20 protein-coding genes are annotated in these 18,827 nt (G+C 74.1%); 6 read left to right on the top strand and 14 right to left on the bottom strand.

Annotation, left to right across the window (positions count from 1 at the left end):
• Positions 1–77 precede the first annotated feature (77 nt).
• From AC3AQ1_RS13470 to AC3AQ1_RS13480, 3 genes are all read right to left on the bottom strand, one after another.
• On the bottom strand, positions 78–1,334 hold the full coding sequence (locus AC3AQ1_RS13470; RefSeq protein ID WP_108719399.1) for an acyl-CoA dehydrogenase family protein: 1,257 nt from the start codon (positions 1,332–1,334) through the stop codon (positions 78–80).
• A gap of 92 nt (positions 1,335–1,426) precedes the next feature.
• On the bottom strand, positions 1,427–1,816 hold the full coding sequence (locus AC3AQ1_RS13475) for a hypothetical protein (protein ID WP_108719400.1): 390 nt from the start codon (positions 1,814–1,816) through the stop codon (positions 1,427–1,429).
• On the bottom strand, positions 1,813–2,553 hold the full coding sequence (locus AC3AQ1_RS13480) for an ester cyclase (protein ID WP_159096553.1): 741 nt from the start codon (positions 2,551–2,553) through the stop codon (positions 1,813–1,815). The genes AC3AQ1_RS13475 and AC3AQ1_RS13480 overlap by 4 nt, the downstream gene beginning before the upstream one ends.
• A gap of 274 nt (positions 2,554–2,827) precedes the next feature.
• Here AC3AQ1_RS13480 and AC3AQ1_RS13485 point away from each other — a divergent pair, with 274 nt between their 5' ends.
• Positions 2,828–3,610: an esterase/lipase family protein gene (locus tag AC3AQ1_RS13485; RefSeq protein WP_108719403.1), complete on the top strand. Its 783-nt coding sequence runs from the start codon at positions 2,828–2,830 to the stop codon at positions 3,608–3,610.
• A gap of 24 nt (positions 3,611–3,634) precedes the next feature.
• On the opposite strand, the gene AC3AQ1_RS13490 is transcribed toward AC3AQ1_RS13485, so the two are convergent.
• On the bottom strand, positions 3,635–5,278 hold the full coding sequence (locus AC3AQ1_RS13490; RefSeq protein ID WP_159096554.1) for a phytoene desaturase family protein: 1,644 nt from the start codon (positions 5,276–5,278) through the stop codon (positions 3,635–3,637).
• Between the two features lie 235 nt (positions 5,279–5,513).
• On the opposite strand from AC3AQ1_RS13490, the gene AC3AQ1_RS13495 reads away from it, so the two are divergent.
• Both AC3AQ1_RS13495 and AC3AQ1_RS13500 read left to right on the top strand, forming a co-directional pair.
• The gene (locus AC3AQ1_RS13495; RefSeq protein WP_108719405.1) at positions 5,514–5,951 is read left to right on the top strand and encodes a DUF4258 domain-containing protein; all 438 of its coding nucleotides are present in this window, start codon (positions 5,514–5,516) and stop codon (positions 5,949–5,951) included.
• 12 nt (positions 5,952–5,963) lie between these two features.
• Positions 5,964–6,395, top strand: coding sequence for a WapI family immunity protein (locus tag AC3AQ1_RS13500; protein WP_108719406.1), 432 nt, complete (start codon positions 5,964–5,966; stop codon positions 6,393–6,395).
• A gap of 40 nt (positions 6,396–6,435) precedes the next feature.
• Here the strand turns inward: AC3AQ1_RS13500 and AC3AQ1_RS13505 are convergent, their stop codons facing one another.
• Both AC3AQ1_RS13505 and AC3AQ1_RS13510 read right to left on the bottom strand, forming a co-directional pair.
• Positions 6,436–6,900, bottom strand: a complete 465-nt coding sequence (locus tag AC3AQ1_RS13505; protein ID WP_108719407.1) for a hypothetical protein — start codon at positions 6,898–6,900, stop codon at positions 6,436–6,438.
• Positions 6,901–6,990: 90 nt separating this feature from the next.
• The gene (locus tag AC3AQ1_RS13510; protein ID WP_108719408.1) at positions 6,991–8,970 is read right to left on the bottom strand and encodes a phosphatase PAP2 family protein; all 1,980 of its coding nucleotides are present in this window, start codon (positions 8,968–8,970) and stop codon (positions 6,991–6,993) included.
• A gap of 482 nt (positions 8,971–9,452) precedes the next feature.
• Here AC3AQ1_RS13510 and AC3AQ1_RS13515 point away from each other — a divergent pair, with 482 nt between their 5' ends.
• Positions 9,453–10,208: an SDR family NAD(P)-dependent oxidoreductase gene (locus AC3AQ1_RS13515; protein WP_108719409.1), complete on the top strand. Its 756-nt coding sequence runs from the start codon at positions 9,453–9,455 to the stop codon at positions 10,206–10,208.
• A gap of 91 nt (positions 10,209–10,299) precedes the next feature.
• Here the strand turns inward: AC3AQ1_RS13515 and AC3AQ1_RS13520 are convergent, their stop codons facing one another.
• From AC3AQ1_RS13520 to AC3AQ1_RS13555, 8 genes are all read right to left on the bottom strand, one after another.
• Complete coding sequence (locus AC3AQ1_RS13520) at positions 10,300–10,812, bottom strand: glycosyltransferase (protein ID WP_108719410.1); 513 nt, start codon at positions 10,810–10,812, stop codon at positions 10,300–10,302.
• On the bottom strand, positions 10,809–11,351 hold the full coding sequence (locus AC3AQ1_RS13525) for a pilus assembly protein (RefSeq protein ID WP_234417520.1): 543 nt from the start codon (positions 11,349–11,351) through the stop codon (positions 10,809–10,811). The genes AC3AQ1_RS13520 and AC3AQ1_RS13525 overlap by 4 nt, the downstream gene beginning before the upstream one ends.
• Complete coding sequence (locus AC3AQ1_RS13530) at positions 11,348–11,695, bottom strand: TadE/TadG family type IV pilus assembly protein (protein WP_234417521.1); 348 nt, start codon at positions 11,693–11,695, stop codon at positions 11,348–11,350. Before AC3AQ1_RS13530 ends, AC3AQ1_RS13525 begins: the two co-directional genes overlap by 4 nt.
• Before the next feature lie 101 nt (positions 11,696–11,796).
• The gene (locus tag AC3AQ1_RS13535) at positions 11,797–12,024 is read right to left on the bottom strand and encodes a hypothetical protein (RefSeq protein WP_108719411.1); all 228 of its coding nucleotides are present in this window, start codon (positions 12,022–12,024) and stop codon (positions 11,797–11,799) included.
• A 107-nt stretch (positions 12,025–12,131) separates the two neighbouring features.
• Positions 12,132–13,055, bottom strand: coding sequence for a type II secretion system F family protein (locus tag AC3AQ1_RS13540; RefSeq protein ID WP_108719412.1), 924 nt, complete (start codon positions 13,053–13,055; stop codon positions 12,132–12,134).
• 10 nt (positions 13,056–13,065) lie between these two features.
• The gene (locus AC3AQ1_RS13545) at positions 13,066–13,929 is read right to left on the bottom strand and encodes a type II secretion system F family protein (protein ID WP_108719413.1); all 864 of its coding nucleotides are present in this window, start codon (positions 13,927–13,929) and stop codon (positions 13,066–13,068) included.
• 29 nt (positions 13,930–13,958) lie between these two features.
• Positions 13,959–15,215: a TadA family conjugal transfer-associated ATPase gene (locus AC3AQ1_RS13550; protein WP_108719414.1), complete on the bottom strand. Its 1,257-nt coding sequence runs from the start codon at positions 15,213–15,215 to the stop codon at positions 13,959–13,961.
• A 269-nt stretch (positions 15,216–15,484) separates the two neighbouring features.
• Entirely contained in the window at positions 15,485–16,522 is a 1,038-nt protein-coding gene (locus AC3AQ1_RS13555) for a hypothetical protein (protein ID WP_108719415.1), read from the bottom strand.
• 130 nt (positions 16,523–16,652) lie between these two features.
• On the opposite strand from AC3AQ1_RS13555, the gene AC3AQ1_RS13560 reads away from it, so the two are divergent.
• On the top strand, positions 16,653–17,603 hold the full coding sequence (locus AC3AQ1_RS13560; RefSeq protein WP_108719416.1) for a DUF808 domain-containing protein: 951 nt from the start codon (positions 16,653–16,655) through the stop codon (positions 17,601–17,603).
• A 9-nt stretch (positions 17,604–17,612) separates the two neighbouring features.
• Complete coding sequence (locus AC3AQ1_RS13565; RefSeq protein WP_234417522.1) at positions 17,613–18,779, top strand: pyridoxal phosphate-dependent aminotransferase; 1,167 nt, start codon at positions 17,613–17,615, stop codon at positions 18,777–18,779.
• Positions 18,780–18,827: the final 48 nt, after the last annotated feature.

Raw genomic sequence — 18,827 nt, forward strand, 5'->3', positions numbered from 1 at the left:
GGCGGCTGCGGTGGTGCGCTGCGGCGGCAGTGGCGGGCTCGAGGCGGGCGACGGCGGACGTGAGCCGCACGCCCGACTCAGAAGTCGCCGTCGTCCTCGGTGTAGATCGCGTCGGTGACGGCGAGCGCGAGCACCTCGGGGGTGCCCTCGTAGATGCGCGACCCGAGGGCCTCGCGCAGGTACTTCTCCATGCCCCAGTCGCGCACGTAGCCGCGAGCGCCCATGAGGGACATGCCCTCCTCGGCGACCTCGATCGCGATGCGGTCGGCGAAGAGCTTTGCGGTCGCGGTCTCGAAGACGGGTGCGGGCACCCGGGTGTCCGCGAGGTGCGCGGCGCGCAGGTACATCAGGCGCGCGGCCTCGACCTTCGCGGCCATCTCGGCGAGCTTGCGCGCGGTGAACTGGTGCTCGCGCAGGCGCTTGCCGCCCTGGACGCGCTCGTCGCACCACGCGATCGCGAGGTCGAGGGCGCCGCGTGCGACGCCGGTCGCGATGGCCGCGACGGCGGCCCTGGCCATGTTCATCTGCGCGATGTTGATGAAGACGCCGCCGCCCTCGCCGCCGATCATGTTCTCGGCGGGCACGCGCACGCCGTCGAACTGCAGCTCGGTGCCGAGGCACGCGCGGTAGCCCATCTTGTCGGCGACGGCGCCGCGGGTGACGCCCGGGGCGTCCAGCGGGATGACGAAGCAGGTCAGCCCGCTCGCGCCGGGGTGGCCCTCGAGGTTGGCGAAGACGGTGCCGTAGTGGGCGACCTTGCCGTTGGTGATGAACATCTTCGCGCCGTCGACCACGTAGTGGTCGCCCTCGCGCCGCGCCCGGGTGACCCCGATCGCGTGCTCGGCGGCCTCGGGGATGAGCAGGTCGCAGCCGGCGCGCTCCTCGGTGATCGCGTTGCACGCGAGCACGGGGTCGTCGCCCGCGAAGAGGGGCAGGAACCGCGCCTGCACACCGGCGTCGCCCGAGAGCAGCAGCGGCGCCTGGCCGAGCATCGTGGCGCCGAAGATGAGCGCGAAGCCCGCGTCGACGGCGGCCAGCTCCTCGAGCGCGACGGCGACGCCGAGCTCCCCGTAGCCGAGGCCGCCCAGGTGGCGGGGGATGACGAGCCGGGTGAGGCCGAGCTGGTGGGCCTCGGTGACGAGCTCCCAGTCGAAGTCCGCGGCGTCGGCCTCGTCGAGGCGGCGCACGGCCGGGCGCAGTCGGGTCTGGGCAAACTCGCGGACGAGCTGGCGCAGGTCCTCGGCGTGCGCGGGCAGCGTGGTGAAGGTCGGCTCGGTGAGCGTCGGCTCGGCGAGTGAGGTGTCGGCGAAGGCGTGGACGTCGACGGCGGTCATGGCGCTCTCCTGGCTCTGGCGGATCGAGATGCGGGATCGAGGTGCTGATCGAGGTGCGGGCTGGTGGTGAACAGCGGCAGCGGCGGCGCGGCTCAGGCCGCGACACCGGCCTCGCGGGCGATCGCCGGGTAGCGGTCGAACGCCGGCTGCAGCAGCGGGGCGAACTCGATGACCTTGGCGACGCTGCCCTTGATGCGGATCCGGCCCATCGCGACCGCGACCGGCATGAGCAGGCGGCCGGACCAGAGGGCGTGCGCGGTGTCGCACGACATCTTGATCGCGAGCGCCGCGGAGGCGGGCGAGTCGTCGATCCGGACGCCGTCCGGGTCGACGTACATCTCGAACTCGGGTGCGGTGTGGACGAACCGGACGGACAGGCCGTCGCGGCGCATCGTGGACGTGAAGGTCTCGTCCTGCAGCATGATCTCGAACAGGTGGGAGAACACGGCGACGGCCTGCTCCCGGGTGGTGTACGTGCTCATCGGTGCTCCTTGGGTGTGGTCTGGCGTGGGTGGGTGGAGCGGCGCAGGTGCGCCGTCCCGAGCAGGGCGAGCAGCTCGCCGAACGAACGGCGGGCGATGTCGGCGGCGCGCGTGGCCCCGACCGCGAGGCGCAGCGCCGCACCGCCGAGCGCGGTGTCCGCGACGGTGAGGGGCGGCAGGAGGCCGGCCTGGTGCAGGACGGACGCGACGTCGAAGGAGAAGTGGTCCTCGAGCAGCTTCCCGTCGCGGAACTCCACGACGCTGAGGCAGCGGATCTCCAGGCGCCGGCCGGTCGGCGGGAGCCCGAAGAGGGTGCCGGCGTGGGTGCCGCGGATGACGTACTCCTCGGCGACGAACCGCCCGCGGGGCAGGCGCTGCGTGACCTCGAGCGTGAGGTCCGGCAGGCCGGCCATGAGCCGCTCCAGGTACGCCCCGACCTCGGCCTTGCCGCGGTAGCGACGCCCGGCCGCGACGTCGTGCCACACGATCTCGTCGTCGTAGTGCGCGAGGATCCCGGGCACGTCGTGCGCGTTCCAGCGCGGCACGACCAGCGCGAACGCGGCCATGTTGGCGCGCTCGCCCTCGAGGAGGTGCGCCGAGGGACCCCAGGCGGCTGCGCCGTCGGGCGTCTGATCGGGGGCGACGGAGGCGACGGAGCCGACGGTGCGGGCAACGGGACCGGGACCGCTGGTGCGGCCTCGGTCGGGCTGCGCGGCGGTGGTGGCCGTCGTGGTCATCTCGTCTCCCGGGTCGGGGCCGCTGAGGGCTGCTCAGCGCCGCGTCGGTCTGGCTGTGTCCTGCTGGGTCACGCTCGTTCTCGCTCGGTCGCACCGAGCGCGTACCCCTCGTGAGCACGAGCCGGCGCTGCTGATACGTCCGGCGCACGCGGTATCAGCCGGTACGGCGCGCGCTCGTTCACCGGCAACAGCCGCGCACGTCTGCGCGGCACGTGCTGAGGCCGCGTGCGCACCCCGCTGGTGCGCGGCGCGCCCACAACCGTCCGGGGGAGACGTGACCGAGCCGAGCGCCGCCGTCGAGCGCCTCGCCCGCGCCCGCGAGCTCGGCGCCGTGGCGGGCTCGGTGGTGCGCGGCTCGGTCCGGCTGCTCGCGTCGCCGCTGCGGGAGCCGAGCCGCACCGCGGTCTGCTGCCCGCCGTCGGGGGTTCGGGTGACGCCGGTGTCGCTCACCCCGGTCGTGCTGCTGCACGGCTACGGCGGCGATCCGCGCGACTTCGCGCCGCTGGCGCGCGTCCTCGCGGCGGGCGGCTACGTGCACCGCGACGCGATGGCCTACGACTGGGTGCGCCACGACGTGCCGAGCATCGCCGCGGCCCTGGTCGAGCGCTGCGAGCGGGCGCGGGAGCGCGCCGGGTCGCCACGGGTGCACGTCGTGGGGCACAGCCTCGGCGGCGTCGCGGTGCGCTACGCCGTGCAGCGCCTCGGCCTCGACGCGACGGTCGGCGTCGCCGCGACCGTGGCGGCGCCGCACCGCGGCACCCGGGTGGCGCGGCTCGGCCTCGGCGCCGCGGTCGCGGCGATCCGGCCCGGCTCGCCGGAGCTCGCGCTGCTCGCGAGCACGCAGGCGCCCGACGGCGTGCGCTGGCTCGCGTACTGGTCCGACCTCGACCGCGTGGTCGAGCCGGCGTCGGCGCGGCTGGAGGTCCCCGGGCTGCGCGTCACGCGGGTGCGCGTGCCCGGGGTCGGGCACACCGCGATCCTGCGCTCGCGGGCGCTCGCGGTGAGCCTGCTCGGCGAGCTGCTGGTCGCCGACGCCGAGGACGCGGCCGCCGCGTGAGTCAGGCCGGTCTGCGGCGGTGAGTCACGCCGTCGTGCGCCCCGCGCCTCGCCGGCTGCGCGCCCGGTCGGCGATGACCATGCCGGCGGTGTTGTACCCCGAGAGCATCACCCACGGCACGCCGGCGGTCGGCTGCGACCAGTGCCCCGCGAGGTAGAGGCCCGGCACGGGCGTGCGCTGCGCGGGCCGTTCGCGGGAGAGCAGCTCGGGGCTGAACGCCCAGCCGGCGAACGCGCCCTCGGCGTTGCCGGTGTCGCGTGCGAGGTCGGCCGGCGTGCGCACCTGCCGCACCACCACGTGCTCCGACAGGCCCGGGATGAGCGCCTCCGCGCGGCGGACGAACACGTCGGCGATGTGCTCGGCGTCGCGCTCCCAGTCGATGCCCGCCGAGGCGAGGCGGGTGGGGCACTCGAGCTTGATCGAGTGCATGCCGGGCGGCGCCATCTCCGGCTGGTGGAACGTGGCGACGTAGACGTAGAAGGCGGCGTGCTCCACGTCGCCGGCCGGGAAGCGCGCCATCGACGCGTCGATGTCGACCTCGGGGTAGACGAACGTGAGGCGCTTGACGGCGTCGCGGTAGGGCTCGAGGTCCATGTCCACCCCGAGCTGCACCTGGAAGAACGACGGCGTCGTCGCCATCGTCGGGAGCCTGCGACGCAGCGCCGCCGTGCTGCGCAGGGGCGGCAGCAGCTCGGTGAACGTGCGGCGGGCGTCGCCCGCCGAGACCACGGCGTCGGCCGTGAACGTCCGCCCGTCCGCGGTGCGCACGCCGGTCGCGCGGCCGTCGGTGGTGAGGATGCGGGTCACCTCAGCGTCGCGCACGACGGCGCCGCCCGCCTCCGCGATCGTGCTCAGCAGCGCGTCGCGCAGCGCGGAGAAGCCACCGCGGGGCATCCACTGCGTGCGCAGCGCGTGCGTGAAGAAGACCCCGGCGATCACCGCGGACAGCTCCGAGGGCGCCGACGCGATGCCGACGCACAGCATGGAGAAGTACGCCTTGAGGGTCGGGTCGACGAGGTGCTCGTCGAGGAGGTCCTGCAGCGTGCGGCCCTGGTACCTCGCGAGCGTCGCGCCCGGCAGGTGCAGCGCGTTCATCGCCGGCGCGAGCGCGCGGCTCACCCACGGGCGCTGGAACTGCTCGAAGACGGGGTCGAGGAGGCGGCGCTCGCCGGGGTGGGCCTGCACACGGAAGGACGGCACGAACACGTCGAGGTCGGCGACCATCTGCTCCATCGCGAGGAAGACCGCCTCGATGCCCTCGCGTTCGCGGGGGAACCGGCGGGTGAACTCCTCGGCGGCGGCGCTCAGGTCGGCCGGCACGGCGACGGAGTCCTCGGGCAGCACGCACCGGTAGTCGTGGGTGTGCGGCTCCATGACGACCTTCTCGTCCAGGCCCAGCCGCTTGAACACCTCGCGCGCCTGCCCGCCGAGGCGGTAGGCCAGGAAGATGTGGCCGCCGTGGTCCCAGTGGAACCCGTGCGCGTCGTGGCCGTCGGAGTAGCCGCCCGCGACGGGCTGCTTCTCCAGCAGCACGACGTCGAGTCCCGCCCGGGCGAGCGTCGCCGCCGAGGTGAGGCCCGCGATCCCACCGCCGACGACGACGGCGTCGTGGTGGGTGCCGCCGAGGTGGTGCTCGCCGTCGGACACGCCGGCGTGCTCGTCGGACAAGGGGCGGGCCGTTCGCGCGGCGTCGGATGCTCGCGGCGCCGGCCGGGAGACGGGGGACGGCGTACGGGTGCTGGACATCGCGTGGCCTCTCGACGGTGGTGGGTCCACCAGAGATGACCCGTGAGGGTGGGCGGTGATACGTCAGGAGGGCGCTCCGTCTCGGCTCGCGGCGCTGCCCACTCGGGCAGACATGTCGGGCAACATGCCCTCGACCCGCGGCGAGAACGATGGGTGCATGGCACATGCGCGCGCGGGAGACAGCGAGCACGTCGAGGAGCACGCCCTCGGCGGCCGACTTCGCCCGAGCGCCGTACCCGAGCGGACGATTGGCGCCACCGCGCTCGTCGCTCACCGCGCGCCCGACGTCGCCGCTGTCCAGCGGCTCCAGGCCCTCGTGGGAAACGAGCGCACGGTGCAACGACTCGCCACGTCGGACGTGGTGGTGCAGCGTGGCAAGTTCAGTGAGCACGCGGCAGAGCGCGGAAAGGAGCGGGGCATCTCGAACACCAGGGCTCGCGAGATCATCCGCACGGGCACGAAGTACTACGACCCCCTGCACGACAACTACGTCTATCGGTCCGACACGGGCGAGTGCGTCTGCGTAGCGCAAGACGGCACCGTGCTCACGAAGTACGTTCGAGAGACCCTCAGTCCCCGGTGGGAGAAGGCGTGAGAGGAGTGCGCGGTGGCTGACCTGGACAACCGACGGTATGCCGAGAACCCGTGGCGGGTGACCCTGCGGACCTCCGCCCCCGACGCCGAGGGCTGGCGGGCGGGCAGCCTGCGCCTCGTCCGTGAGGCGGTCGGAGACGCACCTGCCGCATCGATCGAGTGCGAGGCGGCACTCTACGAGCGCGACCTCGACCGCCTCGTCGCGGCGTTGCGATCCCTCGCCGACGCCGACGAGGGACTCGTCGAGTTCGAGCCGCTCGAGCCGTCCTTCCTTGTCCACGGCCGCAGTGTCGCTGCGGACGACGTCGAGCTCGCCTGGTTCGTCGACGAGGGCATGCGCGACTCCACCTACTCGACCGGGACCGGCGCGGGCGTGCTGCTCCGGGTGGACGCCGCCGTGCTGCGCGCGTTCGCGGACGCGCTGGAGGCCGAGGGCGCCGGCTGACCCGAGCCGGTGACGTCCGGCCCCGCCCGAGCTGACGGACTTAGCCGAACAGCCTGCCGAAGAACCCCTTCTTCTGCTTCCAGCCGTGCTGCTCGAGGAAGCCGAGCAGCGGCTTCTTGATCGCGTCGGTGTCGAACGACCAGCCGGCGGCGTTGGTGGCCTCGCCGTGGCTGCTGCCACCGATCCCCGCCTGGAAGCCGAAGGACTTCTGGGAGGACTTGCCCTTGAAGGTGGACTTCGAGAACGACCCACCGGTGGCGCCGATCGAGCCCGAGGACTCGGTACCGGTCTCGGTGTAGTCGATCTCGCCGTCGCCGGTGGGACGGACGTCGATGCGGAACTCCTTGTCGAACGAGCTCGCGCCGGTGAGGCCGAGCATCTGGATCTTCGCGACGTCCCAGAAGCCCACGATCACGCCGTCGGGGGTGACCGAGTAGCTGAACGGAGCCTGCGGATCGTTGAGCGTGGGGACCTGCTCGAGCACCTGCTGCCACGGGGTAGCCATGCGCGCCACGGTACGCGGTGGTCCGCTCGCTCGAACGACGACGACCCCGGCGCGGGCGCACCGGGGTCGTCGTCAGTCGGTTCAGGTGGGTCAGGACGAGGGCGTCGTCGGGGCGGTCCGGCTCCGCCGACGCCGGGCTGTCAGCAGGGCGGCTCCCAGTCCCAGTGCCACGAGGGCGGAGAGCAGGAGCGCCGGGGTGCCGGACGCGCCCGTCGACGCGAGCGAGCCGGACGCCGCCGCAGCGATGGTCGGATCGGCCCGGTCAGCGGCGGTCGGGTCGGTGGCCACCGCACCGGCGCTCGCCGTGGCGGTGCTCGTGGGCTGCTCGCTCGGCGCCTGTGTCGGCTCCTGCGTCGGGCTCGCACTGGGCTCCGCGGTCGGCGTCGGCTCGACCGCAGCGGCCACGATCGCGAGCGTCACGCCGTCGGCGGCGTAGCGCAGCTCCGCGACGCGGTCGGCGGGCAGACCGGGGACCACGACGTCGGATAGCGTCCCAATCGATGCCGCGGAGGACACGAGCGGCACCTCGGTGCCGACGGGAAGGTCCGCCGCACCGTCGACGGTGAGCGTCCCGCCGAGGGAGGCTGCGCCGTCGACGGCGAGCGCTCCCGAGGCGTCGACCGCTGCGGTGGCGATGTCGGCGGCAGGCGCGGGGTCGGCCGCCGGGACCTCGAGCGTGAGCCGCAGGCCGGCCTCGGAGGTGAGCTCGAGGTCTCCTGCGACGTGCAGAGGCGAGGTCGAGGTCTCGGCGAGCTCGCCGTCGGACACGGTGACGTCCCCGCCGCCGAGCGCGGTGGCCGACTCGGCGACGAGGTTCCCGCCGTCGACGTGAGTGCCGCCCGTGTAGGAGTTGGCGCCCGCGAGCGTGAGCACCCCGGTGCCCGAGAGCGTGAGCGACCCCGACCCTGAGATGTCGTTGCGCCAGGTGTCTGCCGCGCTGAAGCCGCCCGCCTCGGCGGACATGGTCACCGCGACGTCGGTGTCGAGCGCGCCGAAGCCGTTCGCCGCGGCGAAGAGGTTGAGGCGCCCCCAGCCCTCGACGTCGTCCATCACGGGGTAGCCCGAGGGAAGCGCGGTGGACTGCAGGACCCACCGCCGCTGGTCCGCGTCGAGGTAGGGCAGGCGCGTCTCGAGCAGCACCTCGGCGCCCTTGGGCACGACGGCCGGGACCGTGGTGTCGCCGATCGGCGCGAAGCCCTCGACGATGCCTTGCTCGTAGGCCGCCGCTCGCGCCTCGTACTCCGCCTGGCTCGCGAACTCGGGTGCCTGGTTCCCGAGAGTCGCGACGAAGGCGTCGGTGTCCGCGTGCGCCTGCGTGCGCACGTCTGCGGACGCGGGGTTGTTGAGCACGCCAGCGGCCAGGGCGGTGCCGAGCATGCGCCCGCTGATGACGTCGAGCGAGGAGTGGAAGCCGGCGACGATCCGGCTGTGCCCCATGGCGGCAGCGTTCTCCACGAGCGAGGAGTAGTCCGACGGCACGGCGTCCGCGAGGGCGAGGGACGCCATGAACGCGGCGTTGGTGTGCCCGCTGGGGAACCCGCCGTCGGTGGCCGCCTGGGAGTCGGGCGACCGGCGCGGCAGGAGGGAGGGGATGAGGACGGAGTCGTCGACCCACCGGAACGGCCGCGGGTAGCTGTAGAAGTTCTTGGCGTTGTTGCTCGTCGTGAAGTCGCCTCGGACGGTGTTCACGAGCTGGACCAGGCTGCCGAGCGGCGTCGTCGTGTCCGCCCACTGCCCGTTCGCGTTGCCGAGGTCGTTGTAGACGACCGTGCTCGCGTCCGCCGGCACCTCGTCCGGGATCGTGGTGCCCGCCTGCATCGCGGCGCGGAACGCGGCGGCGTTCTCCCCGAGTCCGTCGATCGCCGAGTAGCTCTGGTTGCGACGGTCGATGAGGTAGGCGTAGGTGGACTCCGCCTCGGTCCGATCGGCGGCGATCTGCACGTTCCGCGCGATGTTCGCGTCCAGCACGTCGGCGTCGAGCTTGACGCCCGTGTCCCACGTAGCGCCCGGCTGCCACAGGTCCAGCATCCCGGTGAGCACGCCGATCGCGGGATTCGACTCGACCGTCATGTTGGCGGCGGTGTTGCCCGAGTAGGCGTCGACGAAGAAGCCGTACGCCGCCTCGCGAGGGGCGATCGGCGACGCGTCCGAGGGTGCGGCAGCGGCGGCACGGCGGCGCCGCCCGTCGCGAGGACGGTGGTCAGGGCGAGCGCGACGCCGCGCCGCGCGTGATGGTGGGGGATCCGGTGGCGTGCCGTCGGCAGTCCTGCAGTCATGTCTCTCCTCAGCTCTGAGCAGGCGCGCGTCAGCAGGAGACGAGCGCCGGGGACTCGTGCAGAGTATCAAATGTCTGGACAAGCACTGCTGAGAGGGATGCTCGCGAGCGCGTCGAGATCTGACGCGAGCAGCGGTCCGTTTCGCTGCCGCAGCGCCGGTCCCGGCGTAGCCTCGAGAACAGCCGACACGAGTCGGCCAAGGCGCAGGAACGACGGCGTTCCGCCCGCGGCATCGATGCCGCGCGGACGCGGTTCCGCACGAGAGAGGAGCCTGTCATGGCCACGTACGACGTCTCCGACCGGTCCGCGATCGTCACGGGTGCCGGGTCCGGGATCGGGAAGGCGGTGGCGCTGCTGCTCGCGGCGAACGGTGCCGCAGTGGTGGTCGCCGACGTGAACGGCGAGGCCGCCGAGGCGGTCGTCGGTGAGATCGAGGCCGCGGGCGGCTCCGCCGTCGCGCACGTCGGCGACGTGACCGACCCGGCGGACGCCCAGGCGTGCGTCGAGGCGGCCTCGGCGCTCGCGCCGCTGCGCGTCGCGGTGAACAACGCGGGGATCGGCGGGCCCATCGCGCCCACGGGGGAGTATCCGGTCGAGGGCTGGCAGAAGGTGCTCGGCATCAACCTGTCCGCGGTGATGTACGGGATCCGCGCGCAGGCGCCCGCGATGGCGAAGGCAGGCGGCGGGTCGATCGTCTCGACGTCGTCGATCCTCGGTTCGGTCGGGTTCGCGGGCTCGGTCGCCTACGTGGCCGCCAAGCACGGTGTCGTCGGGATCACCCGGACCGCGGCGCTCGAGTACGCCTCGCAGGGAGTGCGCGTGAACGCCGTCGGTCCCGGCTTCATCCGCACGCCGATGGTGTCCGCCGCGCTCGACGAGGCCACGCTCACGTTCCTCGAGGGCAAGCACGCGCTCGGCCGGCTCGGCGAGCCCGAGGAGGTCGCGGCGCTCGTCGCGTTCCTCGCCTCGGACGCGGCGAGCTTCATCACCGGCGGCTACTACGTGGTGGACGGCGGTTACACCGCGCAGTAGGTGACGCGCTGAGCGAGCGGTGACGCGCTGAGCGAGAGGCGAGCGCGAGCGGGCCGGGTGGGGCGGCCCGCCCGCGCTCGCGCCTCGCCGGTCAGCCCCCGCCGCCGCGTGCGGTGACGGTGACGCGCAGCGCGATGCCGTCGGACCACGGTGCCAGCGCCCAGGGCAGCCACGCGGGACGGGAGAAGGCGACGAGGGTGACCTCCGCCGTCGTGGCGTCGATCGCGCCGGTCGGGTCGGCGACGGCGAGCCCGGGCGCGTCCGTGACGCCCGCCGGGGCGGACGCGAGGAAGTCGCGTGCGGCGGCGCGGACGGCGTCGTCGGTGAGGGTGATCTCGCCGCCGTAGTAGGAGTCGGTGTCGATGGCCGCGGCGGCGTCGGCCGCGGTCGCGTCGGCGAGGGCCAGGAGGTCGCGGCGGTCGAGATAGACCGCGCTCGCGACGGCGATCGTCACGATGAGCGCGGCGGCGACGGCGAGCGCGCCGAGGGTGAGGACGAGGATGCCGCCGCGCTCGCCGTCGGGCGTGTGCTGCTCGTCGGGCGCGTGCTGGTCGTCCGCGTGGTGGTCGGACGCGTGGCCGCGGGACCGAACAGGCGCGCTCACGGCCGGTCCCGGAAGGGGTCGATCGTCGTCCACGTCTCGGCGTGGACCGGCACGGTGATCCCGCCGCCGGGCACGTACGGCAGGGGCACGTCCACGTCCACGCTGACGTGCACTCGCTCCCCGGGCTCGCACGTGGTCTCGCACGCGACGGCGAGCGCCGCGGCGCCGTCGACCTGGAGTCCGTGGTCGGCGAACGCGAGCGTCACGGCGCTCGCGGCGAGGTCGCCCGCCTGCTCGGGGTCCGCCGTCGCGACGAGACGGCCGGCGTCGCGCGCGGCGGCCTGCGCGGCGAAAGTGCCTGCCTGCAGCTGCGCCAGCGTGAGGACGAGGTAGACGAGCGGCACCAGGAGCACGACCGCGCCGCCGAGGAACTCCACCACGGCGGAGCCACGCTCGCGGTCGGCGGCGTCGTCGGTACGGGCGTCGATGCCGCCGGGGGAGTGCGGTGTGGCGCGCGGACGGCGGGTCCGAAGGGCGTGCGGACCGTCCCGCAGCAGCCGCGCAAGCCCACCGCTCCGGGACTTCGCCAGGTGGGTCATCGCTCCGCCACCGCACGACCGGTCGCGGTGAGCGAGCCGGACGGCCCGAGCAGCCCGATCACCGGGAGGGGTGCCCGGACCTCGACGACCACGACGTCGTACCCGGCGCCCGACTCGACCCGCGCCGTCGCCGACTCGGCGTAGCCCGGCGTCAGGCTCATCCCGACCACCTCGAGGGCGCGGTCCGTGCCGGCGGCGAGGTCGCCGTCGTACATCGCGGCCGTCCGTGCGCCCTCCGCCGCGGCGTCGATCAGCGCCGTGCGTACCCACAGCGCGAGCGCGAGCTGGACGAGGCCGAGCACGAGCACGACGACGAGCGCCCCCACCATGACGACCTCGGCCACGGCGGAGCCTCGCTCGCCGTCTCGAACATCGCCGTCGCGGCCGGCAGGTGGGCGGTCGATCGCCGCCCGCGGCGGGTGCGACGCGCCCAGGACGGTCGCGGCTACGGCCCGCTCACCCGGTCGACGGCCTGCTGGAAGAGCTGGCGCAACCAGTCGTCGGCGAGCACCCAGACGACGGCGACCAGTCCGGCCGACATCAGCGTCACCATCACCCAGCCGGGCACGTCGCCGCGCTGGGGCTGGGCGGTGATCGTCAGCAGTCGGCGCTGCGTCCAGGCCAGGACGCGGACGGCGAACGCGAGCAGGGGGGTCAGGGTGTCCTGCCACATGGGGTTCCTCTCGGTCGAGCGGTGGGGCTCGTGGGGGTCGGTGTCGAGCGGACGGGGGCGGGCGGGCTGGTCAGGGCGCGGCGCCATCCCGGGCGGTGGTCGCGAGGTCAGGGTCCGAGCTGCAGCATCGCGATCCCGGGGAAGAGGGCGAACAGGACGGTCAGGGGAAGAAGAACGAACACGACGGGCACGAGCATCCCGATCTCGCGCCGCCCACCGGACTCCATGAGCTCGCGCTTCGCGCTCTCGCGGGCGTCGGCGGCCTGGGCGCGCAGCACCTCACCGAGGGGCGAGCCGCGCTCCACGGCCACGGCCACGCCGTCGGCGAACCGCGTGAGGGCGGGCAGGTCGACGCGACGCGCCAGCGCGTCGAACGCGGCCGTCACCGTGGCCCCGGCGCGGACGTCGGCGAGGGTGCGCGCGATCTCGCGCGAGAGGTCGCCGTCGGTGCTGCGGGCGATGCGGTCGAGCGCGGCTGCCGGCGACTCCCCGGCGCCGACGGCGAGGGCCAGGAGCTCTGCGACGGTCGGCAGCTCCGCGGCGATGCGCCGTTCGCGGCTCTCGACGGCGTGCGTGAGGGCGCGGTCCCGCGCCAGCGCGCCGCCCACCGCCGCGACGGCGACGAGCACGGCGAGCGGTCCGATCGCGACCCCGCGTGTCGTGGCGAGCAGTGTCCCGACGGCGACGCCGACGCCGAGCCCGATCGCCGCCCAGCCCAGCTGCTCGAGCCGGAACTGCTCGAGGGTCGTGGTGCCGCCCAGACGCTGGAGGCGTCGGCGCACGGTGCTGGCGGAGCTGCCGAGATGCTCGAGCGCGCGCGAGGCGTCCTGAACGAGCGGGACGAGGAGGCGGTGCAGGCCCGTGGCGGTCCGGTTGTCGGGGGCGCCGAGCAGGGTCGACGTCGAGGCGCGCGCGGTGACGTAGGGCGCGACGCGGTCGACGAGGGAGGGCCGGGCAGCTCGCCACGCCGACGCGATGACGAGCAGCCCGCTCGCCGCGACGAGACCGGTGAGAGCGCCGACGGCGTTCATCGTGTCGTCCTCATGGTCCGGCCCTCAGCACGCGGGGCTCCTCGGGCAGCCGGCCGATGCGCAGCATCGCGGCGTACGCGATCGCGGACAGCACGGCCCCGAGCACGAGGACCGCGACCCCCGCGGGGGTGTCGAACGCGGCGGAGGTCGACCCGCGTCCGCTCATCAGCAGGAGCACGACCCAGGGGGCGGCGACGGCGAGGCGCGCGCCGTTGACGGTCCAGCTCTGCCGAGCCTCGAGCTCCCCGCGCGTGCGCAGGTCGGCCCGGAGGAACTCGGACAGCGTCCGCAGCGTGCGGCCCAGGTCGGTGCCGCCGACCTCGGTGGCCAGGCGGAGCGTGACGGCGAGCCGGTCCGCGACGGGGTCGGCCAGGCGGGTCTGCCACACCTCGAGCGCGCCCACGAAGCGGCCGGTCGCGCGGTACTCGGCGGCGAAGGCGGCCATGTCGGCCCGCAGCTCGACCGGGCCGCGCTCTGCCTGCGCGATGAGCGCCTCGGGAAGCGTGAGACCGGCGCGGACGGCGGAGGTGAGGTCGTCCACGACGTCGGGCCACAGCGTGCGCAGCTCCACCCGCCTGCGCTGGGCGCGGCTGCGCAGGTAGAGCAGCGGCACGGCGGAGGCGAGGAGGGCGAAGGCGACGGCGACCGACACGGCGGTGCCGAGCCCGAGCGCGACCAGCCCGACGACGAGCGCGAGCCCGGCCGACGCCGCGGCGAACGGCCCGAGTCCGAGGCGGTGGAGCCCGGCCTGCGCCGTGAGGTCCTGCCATCCGCGGACCAGCCGGGAGGTGGGCCGCGGGGGCGCCGGTGCCCAGGTCGAGGACCACACGAGCAGCAGCCCCGCGCCCAGCAGCAGCCCCGCCACGGTTCCCATCGCGTCGTCGCTTCCGTGTCCCGCGTGCCTCAGGCAGCCCAGCCGGCGTGCAGCAGCCGGGGCAGGTCGTAGCCCATCGCCTCGAAGCGTTCCGGCTGGGGCGGGTAGCCGTTGCCGCGCACGAGGGTGCCGGGCGGTGCGCCGTCGGGCCGGTGGAAGAGGTCCGCGGTCTCGACGACGCCGCCCTCGCTGCGACCCGTGACGGCGACGACCTCCCGCACGGACCGTCGCCCGCTGCGGTCGAGGTCGACGTGGACCACGAGGTGCAGGGCCGTCGCGACGGTGGGGACCACGAACGCCGGCGTGACGTTCTCGCCCGCGAGGAGCGGCAGGATGCACAGCTTCGCGATCGCGTCGCGCGCGCTGTTGGCGTGGACGGTGCCCATGCCCGGAACCCCGGCGTTGAGCGCGATGAGCAGGTCGAGGCTCTCGGCCTCTCTCACCTCGCCCACGACGAGCCGGTCCGGCCGCATCCGCAACGCCTCCTTGACGAGGCGCCGCAGCGTGATCTCGCCGGTGCCCTCGAGGTTGGGCTGGCGGCACTGCAGGCCCACGTGGTCGCGCGTCGCGGGCTGGAGCTCGAACACCTCCTCGCACGTGACGAGTCGCTGTGTGGGCGGGATCGAGCCTGTCAGCGCTCCCAACGTCGTGGTTTTCCCCGCCTGCGTTCCCCCGCTCACGAGGATGTTCAGCCCGACGGCGACGGAGGCGTCGAGGAACGTCGCCACGTTCTGGGGGAGAGACCCGACGGCGACGAGATCGTCCAGATGCTTCGCGCGCGTCACGTACTTGCGGATGTTGACGGCCATGTGCCGCCGGGTGACGTCGGGGATCACGACGTGCACGCGCTCACCCGACGGCAGTGTCGCGTCGACGAACGGCTGGCTCAGGTCCAGCCGCCGTCCGCTGGGACGGAGCATCCGCTCGACCAGGTCGCGCACCGCCTCCTCGCCGAGCAGCAGCGTGGTCAGCTCGGGCACGCCACGCCGGGCCACGAAGACGCGGCCCGGGCCGTTGATCCAGATCTCCTCGACCTGCGGGTCCTCGAGGTAGGGCTGCAGCGGGCCGAGGCCGGCGACGGCGTCCGTGACGGCCTTGGCGGCCAACTCCGGGTCGGGCAGTGGGACCAGGCGGCCGGCGAGCGCTCGCTCCTCGTAGTCGACGACGGCCTCGGCGACCAGGCGCCGAAACTCCTCGGGCTGCCCGACGGGGTCGACGCCGCGCAGCCGGACGAGCTCGCGCACCTCGGACTCGAGCCGCCGCGCACCGTCGTCGCTTCCGCTCACTTCGTCTCCGCCCTCGTGGAATCCCGGCAGCGTACGGGCCAGCCACGGAGGAGCGAAAGGTGCGGCGGACTGGATCTGTGGACAGCCTGCGTCGCGCACCGTGCCTACCCGGCTTGCGGGGCTCGAGAGCTCGGACCCTCGCCGTCATGCGTCGCCGCCGACGGCCGTGCGTCGATGTGAACCGTCGCCCTCCCCGTCACTGGCGACGGTTGCGGAGCGCAGGGCTCCGAAACCGTCGCCAACGATGGGCGTCGCCCGCCGCATCGCGATCAGACGCGACTAGCGTGCGGACCGTGGTGACACCGGTGCCGACACCCCCCGTTCCCCAGGCGGGCCTGCGTCCGACGCTGCTCTCCTGGCTGAGCACGCCGCGGCACGCCCTCACTTCGGGTGAGGTGAATCGGGCCGACGCCCTCGCGTGGCAGCACCGCGCCCGCGCCCGCCTCGCCGCGCTGCTCGCCGTCCCGTTCGACCCCGTGCCGCTCGACCCGCGCGCGCTCGAGACCGTCCAGCTCGACGGGTACCGCCGCACGATGCTCGCGTTCGACACGGCGCCCGGGATGTCGGCGATCGCCTGGTGGGTCGTGCCCGACGGCGTGGATCCGGCCGAGCAGCCCGGTGGCACGCCCGCCCTGCTCGCCACTCCCGGCCATGGCATCGGCGCGCGCGACCTGCTGGCGATGGACGCCGTCGGGCATCCGCGGACCGAGGGCGAGGGCTACCAGCAGGACTACGCGCTGCGCGCGGTGCGTCTCGGCGTGCCGACGCTCGTGGTCGAGCCGCTCGGGTTCGGCGTGCGCCGCGACCAGGCGGCCGGGACGCCCGACGACGACGCGAGCGAGTGCGCGGCCGGCTCGCTGCTGGCGAGCATGCTCGGCACGAGCCTGCCGGCGCTGCGGGTCAACGACCTGCGTCGCGCCGTCGACCTGCTGCCCGCCCTCGGCGCCGATCCGGAACGGATCGGGCTCGTCGGCATCTCCGGCGGCGGCCAGCTCGCGCTCTGGACGGGCGCGGTGGACCTGCGGATCGCCGTCGTCGGCGTGAGCTGCTACCTCAACACCTTCGCCACGAGCGTGCTGGCGATGGAGCACTGCCCGTGCAACGCGGCGCCGGGGCTCGCCGTCGAGCTCGACATGCCCGACCTCGCCGCGCTCGTCGCGCCGCGACCCCTGCTGGTCGAGGCGGGGCTGCGCGACCCGATCTTCCCGATCCAGGGCACGCGGGCGGCGCTCGACGTCGTGCGGCGCGCGTACGCGGCGTTCGACGCCGCCGACCGGCTGCTCGAGGACGTGGTCGACGGCGGGCACGCCTGGTCCGGGCGGGCTCCTGCCGGAGCTGCTCGCGCACCTCCAGCCGCGCGACACCCGTCCACGTCCGTCCTTGCCCGAACGGTTAGCCTGAGCGAGCCCTTCCACACCAGCCCCTGGAGGATCCCCGATGCCGTCCGGCCTCGCCGCCCTGCTCGACGACGTCGCGGCGCTCGCGAAGCTCGCCGCCGCCTCCGTCGACGACGTCGGCGCCGCCGCAGCCCGCGCCAGCGCGAAAGCGGCCGGCGTGGTGGTCGACGACACCGCCGTCACCCCGCGCTACCTCAACGGCGTCCTGGCCAAGCGCGAGCTGCCGATCGTGCGGAAGATCGCCGTCGGCTCCATCCGCAACAAGCTCCTCATCATCCTGCCGGTGGCGCTCGTGCTCAGCGAGTTCCTGCCGTGGCTGCTCACCCCGATCCTCATGCTCGGCGGGTTCTACCTGTGCTTCGAGGGCGCCGAGAAGCTGTGGGAGAAGGTCGCCCACCACGAGATGGCCAACGCCGAGCCCGCGGCGATCGAGGGACCGGAGGCGGAGAAGAAGGTGGTCTCGGGAGCGATCCGGACCGACCTCATCCTGTCGGCCGAGATCATGGTCATCGCGCTCAACGACGTCGCCGACGAGGGGCTGCTGACCCGCGCGCTCGTGCTCGTCGTCGTCGCGGTGCTCGTGACGGCGCTCGTCTACGGCGTCGTGGCGCTCATCGTGAAGATGGACGACATCGGGCTGCACCTCACCCAGCGCGACTCGCCACGCGTCCAGCGCATCGGGCACGCCCTCGTGCGGGCGATGCCGAAGGTGCTCGCGGCGCTCTCGCTGATCGGGATGATCGCGATGCTCTGGGTCGGCGGGCACATCCTGCTGGTCGGCGCCGACGAGCTCGGCTGGCACGGGCCGTACGGACTCGTGCACCACCTCGAGGTCGCGGTGCACGACGCCACCGGCGCCGTCGGCGGCGTGCTCGGCTGGCTCGTCAACACGCTCGGGTCCGCGCTCGCCGGCCTCGTCGTCGGCGCTGCGGCCGTCGCCGTGGTCGAGACGATCCGCCGGCGGCGCCACGCGGGCCACGCGGCGCACTAACCTGCCCCCGTGCCTTCGCTCGCCGACCACATCACGGAAGTTCCGCCGTCGGGCGTCCGCGCGATCTTCAACACCGCCCTCGCGATGAGCGCGGCGGGCGAGCGGGTGACGCACCTCGCCGTCGGCGAGCCCGACCTCGCGCCCGAGCCTCACGTGGTCGAGGCGGCGCGCGCAGCCTGGGCGCGCGGGGAGGTGCGGTACGCGCCGAACGGTGGGCTGCCGGCGCTGCGCGAGCACCTCGCCCAGGTGACGACGGCGCAGCGCGGCACCGAGGTCACGCCCGACCAGATCTGGATCACGATCGGCGGGACGCAGGCGCTGTACCTCGCGTTCACGCTCGTGCTCGGCCGACGCGACAAGGTGCTCGTGCCCGACCCGGGCTACACGACGTTCACCATGGCGCCCGCCGCCCTCGGCGCGCGACCGGTGCCCTACCCGCTGCGGCCCGAACGCGGGTTCGCGCCGAGCCTGGCCGACATCGCGCCGCTCCTGACCCGCCGCACCCGCGCGATCGTGGTGAACTCGCCGTCGAACCCGCTGGGCACGGTGCTCTCGCGCGGGCGGCTGCAGCAGATCGTCGACATCGCCTCCGCGTCCGACCTGTGGATCATCAGCGACGAGGTCTACTCGGGTCTCGTGCACGACGGCGAGCACGTGTCGATCGCGTCGCTCCCGGGGGCCGAGGGTCGGGTCCTGTCCGTGCACTCGGTGTCCAAGACGTACGCGCTCACCGGGGCGCGGGTGGGGTACCTCGTGACGCCGCCGGGATGGTCGGACGTGCTGAACGCCGTGCAGGAGGCGATGGTCAGCTGCGTCGCGCCGCCCGACCAGCACGCGGCGCTCTCGGCGCTGACCGGGCCGCAGGAGGGCGTCGCGCGGGCTCGGGCGCACTACGCCGAGAACCTCCGCCTGGCGACGGGGCTGCTCGCCGAGCGCGGGTTCGAGTGGCTGCCGCCGAAGGGCGGTTTCTACGTGTGGGTCGACGTGCGCGAGCGGGTCGCGGCGTCGGGGCTGGGCTCCGTGGCCGCGTGGGCCCGGGAGCTGCTCGTGCAGCGACGGGTCTCGGTCGCACCCGGAAGCGCGTTCGGTGCGTCGGGCGAGGGCTGGGCGCGGCTGTGCGTGGCGGCGTCGCCCGAGGCGATCACGACGGGGATCGACGCGCTCGCGACGTTCTAGGGACTGCGCCCGCTCCGCCCCCCGTTCGCGAGGTGATCTTCGTCCTTT

It is taken from the genome of Miniimonas sp. S16 (assembly GCF_057748195.1).